This window comes from Streptomyces sp. AC627_RSS907 (assembly GCF_019049165.1).
The window spans coordinates 1-826 of sequence record NZ_JAGMUE010000257.1 but is presented as its reverse complement, the minus strand read 5'-3'; the positions used below and the strand labels follow the sequence as shown (position 1 = coordinate 826).

Annotated in this window: 1 protein-coding gene; it reads left to right on the top strand. The window is 67.6% G+C overall.

All coding sequences use genetic code 11. The features are described from left to right. Positions 1 to 826: zinc ribbon domain-containing protein (locus tag KUM32_RS33165; RefSeq protein WP_217145631.1), on the top strand; the 826-nt coding region annotated here is incomplete at both ends.

Sequence of the window (826 nt, the reverse complement as noted above, 5' to 3'; positions counted from 1 at the left end):
ACGAAACGCTGCTCGGCTGGAAGATGCACAAGGGCCGCCCCGTGCGCGACGCCGAGGGCAACCCGATCACGGCAACCACACAGCCGATCATGACCCGCGAAGAGTTCGACCGCATCGGCGCGGTACTGGACGAGCGGAGCATCGACAACGGGGACCGGAAGGACACGGACGCGCTGCTGTTGCGGGTCATCCACTGCGACTCGTGCGGTGGACGCATGTACCTGAACAAGCAGGACACCAGGAACAACCAGCACCCCACCTACAAGTGCAACCCGTATTCGCGCGGCTTCAAGTGCGAGAAGTCCGCTCACGTCAGGGGCGATTGGGCCGACGAGTACGTGACCGTCGAGTTCCTGCGCCTGATGGGCCCCGTGGAGACAACGCACGTCGTCACTGTCCCCGGGTACGACCCTGAGCCCGAGCTTCGCGCCACCCTCGCCGAGTTCGCGGAGCACCAGGAACAGAAGGGACGCCAGAAGTCCCGCCACGCTGCGGCCGAGTGGCAGAAGCGTGCGGACGCACTCGACAACCGGATAGCCGAGCTGGAGACCCGCGAGAAGCGCGAGCCGCAACGCATCGTCACCCCGACCGGCCGCACCATCCGCGACGAGTGGGAAGCGGCGGACACGGCGGGACGACGAGCGCTACTCGTTGAAGCGGGCGTGCGACTAAACGTACGGCGAGGCACCCCCGGCGGGTGGCGGAAGCTGGACACGCGCCGTGTCACGTTCACCATGTCCGGAGAGCTGGGCACCGCCGCCGACGCTCTCGCGGGTGAGGCATCGGCGCTGGAATCCGAGACGCGCGGAGACGAGCCGACCGAGGG